We start from the raw sequence: 4,740 nt of genomic DNA on the forward strand, positions 1-4,740 counted from the left end.
ATCTCCGCCTCGACCACCTCGCCGCGTCCGGGTGCGGGCAGGCCGCGCAGCCGGGACAGGTCGACGGCCAGCCGCAACGCCTCCCGCGCCTCGCCGGGCCCGGCCGGGTGCCCGAGTTCCCGGACGCGGGCGCAGATCCGCACGATCACCGACGCGGCCGCGGCCTCCACCGCGGCCGGATCGCCCGCCGCCTCCAGCACGGCCTGCTGCCACTCGGGGTCGCGGATGCCCGCCGGGTAGCCGGAACGCTCGTCCAGCAGCGCGAACCCGTACGGCACCAACGACGTGACGACGCCCGCCCCCGGCGTCGGCGAGCGGTCCACCTCGCCGTCCGGCGACGCCTCGCCGTCCACCAACGCCGCCGCGTGGAACGACCCGACGACCGCCGCGCAGCGCCGTCCGGCGACGTCCCGCACGACCCGCCGCATCCACGCCTCCCGGCGCAGGTCGAACGGGTCGACGCCGATGCCTTCCGCGTCCCGGCGCAACGCCCAGCCGACCAGCAGCGCGGCCCGGCGCACCGCCTCGGCGGTCTGCCCCGGCGCGGCGGCCTCCACCAGCCGGTCCCACAGGTCGTCGCCGTCACGTCCGGTCGTGGCCCGGCGCAACACGTCGGTCAACGGCGACGCGCCGCGCCCGCCGCCCTCCCGCCCGCCGCCGCGCACGGCGATCGGCAGGTCGCACGGCCGGACCTCCACGCCGTTGCGGTGCGCCCACCGGATCGCGGCCAGCTCGGGCGAGAAGTCCGCGAACGGGTAGAACGCCGTCTCACCGCCCGGGGAGACGCCGGACAGCGCCACCGGCGCGACGAGTTGGGGGTCGGCCAGGAACGGCAGCCACTCCCCCAGCTCCTCGGGCAGTTCGACCAGCAGCACCTCGGGCGCGAACGCCTCCAGCAGCGCGGGCATCGCGGCCGCGAGCGCGGGCGAGTGGTGCCGCACCCCGATCAGGTGCGGCACCTCGCGCGCGGCGAGCCGGTCGACCAGGTCGGGCGCGGAGAACGCCTCGTCGGCCGGGCCGGCGACCAGGTCAGGCGTCGAGGACGTCACGGAGTTCCCACAGCCGTCGCCAGGTGCGCGCGCCGGACTCGGCCCGCCGCCGCACCGCGCCGTCCCAGTAGCCGAGCAGCCGGGCCGCGTCGCCCGGGTCGTCCTTGCGCACCACGCCGAGCAGGTGGCCGGGCAGCAGCGACAACGGGTCGCGGTCGCCGGGGAAGTACGCGTCGGCGAGCCCGAGCGAGGTCGCCACCGACACCGCTTCCGCCGTGCTCATCACGGTGGACGGCCGCTCGACCGCCCACCCCTCCTCCGAGACCCCGTTGCGCAGGTCCCGGAACGCGGTGACGAGCACCTCCAGCACCACGTCGTCCACCGCGAACGGCGCGCTGACGCGGGCCAGGGCGGCCTTCGCCTGCCGCCGCACCAGCTCCGTCTCCGCGGCCAGGTCGCCGATGGGTCCGACGGCCTCGAAGTTGAACCGCCGCTTCAACGCCGCCGACATCTCCGACACGCCCCGGTCGCGCAAGTTCGCGGTGGCGATCACGGTGAAGCCGGGCGCGGCGTGCACGGTCGCGCCGTCCGTGCCGGACAGCTCGGGCACGGCGATGCGCCGGTCGGACAGGATCGACACCAGCGCGTCCTGCACCTCGGGCAGGCAGCGGGTGACCTCTTCGACCCGCACCACGCCGCCGCCGCGCATCGCGGTGAGCACCGGCGAGGGCACCAGGGCGCGCGGCGACGGGCCTTCCGCCAGCAGCATCGCGTAGTTCCAGCCGTAGCGCAGCTGGTCCTCGGTGGTGCCCGCGGTGCCCTGCACGACGAGCTGGCTGCTGCCTGACACGGCGGCGGCCAGCAGTTCGGACAGCATCGACTTGGCCGTGCCGGGCTCGCCGACCAGCAGCAGCCCGCGCTCGCCCGCGAGGGTCACCACGGCGCGTTCGACGAGGGCCCGCTCGCCGACGAACTTGGGGCTGATCGCGAGCCGTGACGGCACGCCGGCCGCCACGGCGCCCTTGGGCAGCGGCAACGCGTCGCCGCCGCTGCCCATCACGAACGTCACCACGGCCCGCGGGGTGAGCCGCCACCCCGGTGGGCGGGGGCCGCCGTCGTAGGCCGCGAGGAACGCCAGCTCCTCGCGGTAGGCGTCCTCGGCCGGCTCGACCTGCCTGGGAGCGGTCACCTGCGTCCTCCGGTCATCAGCTCTTCGTAGGCGGGGGCGTCACCGTCGAGCACGCGCCGCCAGGCGCGGCCGAACAGGTCGGCGACGGGTTCCAGCGGCACGATCGCGCCGGGCCGCCCGCTGGTGTACTCGAACATCGGGGCCTTCCACGTCTCCAGCGGCAGGTGCGGCGACGACAGGGCGAGCCACCCGCCGGGCAGGAACAGCGACCGGCCGGCCCGCGCGCGTTTCGCGGTGAGCACGAGGTCGGTCGCGGCGAGCGCGGTGCGGGCCTGCCGCAGCCGGGCGGGCTTCCACCCCGTCCACCGGGCGACGTTCGCGTCCGTGGGGTCGGGCAGGGCCAGCAGCTGCAGGTACAGCGCCGCCGCGTCCCCGGTCAGGTCGAACCGCTCCGCCACCTCGGTGACGAGCGCGGGCACGGACACCGTCGGGTCCTGGTGGTAGGCCGCCGGGTCGACGCCCTCGGGCGCCGGCACCCCGCACACGGCGGTGAGCCGGTCGTCCGCGAGCAGGTCGAGCATCCTCAGCGCCTCCCGCCCGCCGCCGAGCTGCGCGACGGCGACCAGCTGGTCCCGGTCGGCCGGCCCGACGAGGCCGGGGCGCACCACCACGCGGCAGTACTCGTCGCTCAGCCGCACGATCTCCAGCCAGTCGCGGTACCGCTGGACGCCGCCGTCGGCGGGCACGTCGACGCCGAGCTGCGCGCGAAGCGGTCCGAGCGGCACCCACGAGCCCAGCCCCAGGGTGAAGCCGGGGTGCGCGACCCGTTGCCGGGCCTGCGCCAACGCCTCCGGCAGCCGGGCCCGCAGCGGTGAGCCGACCGGGAGCCGGTGCGCCAGCCACAGCAGCACCTGCGGCACGGCCCGCAGCGCCTCGTACCCGAACCCCTCGGGGTGGCGCGCTTCCAGCCTCGTGCCGCTGAACGCCGCGTCCTGGTCCGTGGTGAGCCACGGCGTGCGGTCGGGGTTGACCACGCCGGTGACGTGCTCGACCGTGTCGCGGATCGGCAGCAGCTTCGCCGCGTCGACGAGCACGTCGTCCGGCACCGGCGACCGCTGCCCGTGCGCGGCGGTCCACACCTCGGCGACGGCGTCCACGTCCGGGCCGCGCGTCCACAGGTCGACGGGGTCGACGGGCACGGCGGCGGCCAGGATGCGCCGGCAGTAGCCCGCGCCCAGGCCCTTGAGCCGTTCCTTGGCGGCCTTGGCCGCCGCCGCGGACAGGCCGAGCAGCTTCCGGTCGGCGGTCTCCAGGAAGTTCGCGGCCCAGTGCAGCACGCCGGGCATGCCGGCCAGCAGCAACGTCGCCTCGGCGGTGCCCAGTCCGGTGCGCTCCACCAGCGCGGGCACGGCCTCGGGGACCCACGGCGCGGGGCCGCGTTCGGCCAGCACGTCGAGGAACCGGGTGATCCACTCGCCGTCGAACGGCGTGACGACCTCCTCGGCGCGGGCGACCCGCCAGGTCTTCGGCAGGTCGAACGCGCCGGGCGTGCGGCTGAACTGGACGCCCTCGAACCGCGTGCCGGGTTCGTTGCGCCACCGGTGGTCGAACAGGGCCAGGAACCCGTCGCGCACCGGCACGACCCGGCCCTTCGGGTTCGCCTCCTTGTCCGGCACGATCACGGCGACCGTGCGCCACCGCCCGTCGCCGTCCGCGAGCCCGGCGTCCACGACGGACCGCAGCACGAGCACCAGCACGGCCCGCTGGTCGTCCGGGGTGAGCGGGGACGCGGCGCGGTGCGCCAGCGCGGCCAGGTGCGGCAGGGCGTGGAACCAGTCGGGCACGCCCGAGTCGGGCAGCGCCCGGCCTTCCGGCTTCGGCTGCCGCGCCGTCTCACCGAGGGCGGCGATCAGCTCGGGCAGCGTGGTGCGGCGCGAGCCGTCGTTGCCGCGGGAGCGGTAGCCGCCGAACCAGCCGAGGGCGGCGGCGACCTGGTCGTCGGTGATCGCGGGCCCGGTGGGCGCGGCGACGGGTTCGGCCAGGCGGGCGGCCTCGGCGATCGCGGCGTAGTCGCGGTAGGAGCGGTGCAGGTCGGCGGCGCGGCGGACGACGTCGACCACGCCGATGATCAGCGCGGGGTCGGTCAGGCCGGGCAGGGCGGTGGTGACGGCCCGGAGCAGCACGCCGTCGCGCTCGCCGCGGACGAGTGCGGCGAGGCGTTCCCGCACCGTCCGCTCCTCCCGCTGCTCGGCCAGGGCGGCGGCGAGCATCGCGTCCACGCCCTCGCGGGTGACGGCGCGCAGGGCGGCGGACCCGGCCTCGTTCCGCGGGCGGAGCACGTGCCACCAGTCGAGCGGCGGCAGGAACGGGGTGCCCGCCGCGTACGGCGGGTGGTGCGCCCCGCTCTTCAGGGACGCCACGGTCACGCCGTCCGCGTCGAGCAGCTCCAGCGAGTCGCGCGCGCCGGTGACGGTCAGCTCCGCGCCGCCGGGCAGCCGCAGCACGCCGCTCGGTCGCTTCGAGCCCTTGGGCAGCCGGACCCGGCGGCCGTCGACGCCCTCGCCGGTCCACGAGCCGTCGGCTTCGACGCGCACGCGCCAGCCGTGCAGGCCGTCGGCGGCG

At 76.9% G+C, this 4,740-nt stretch carries 2 protein-coding genes and 1 pseudogene; all 3 read right to left on the minus strand.

The window, feature by feature from the left end:
* On the minus strand, nt 1-1,049 hold a 1,049-nt coding region (locus ACFQ3T_RS34370; protein WP_380729949.1), incomplete at its 3' end, for a DUF5682 family protein.
* Complete coding sequence (locus ACFQ3T_RS34375) at nt 1,030-2,178, minus strand: ATP-binding protein (RefSeq protein ID WP_380729951.1); 1,149 nt, start codon at nt 2,176-2,178, stop codon at nt 1,030-1,032. The genes ACFQ3T_RS34370 and ACFQ3T_RS34375, both read right to left, overlap by 20 nt.
* Nucleotides 2,175-4,740: pseudogene (locus ACFQ3T_RS34380) on the minus strand (hypothetical protein); the annotation flags it as partial. The gene ACFQ3T_RS34375 and the pseudogene ACFQ3T_RS34380, both read right to left, overlap by 4 nt.

This window comes from Saccharothrix hoggarensis, from assembly GCF_042678885.1.
Lineage (GTDB): Bacteria > Actinomycetota > Actinomycetes > Mycobacteriales > Pseudonocardiaceae > Actinosynnema > Actinosynnema hoggarensis.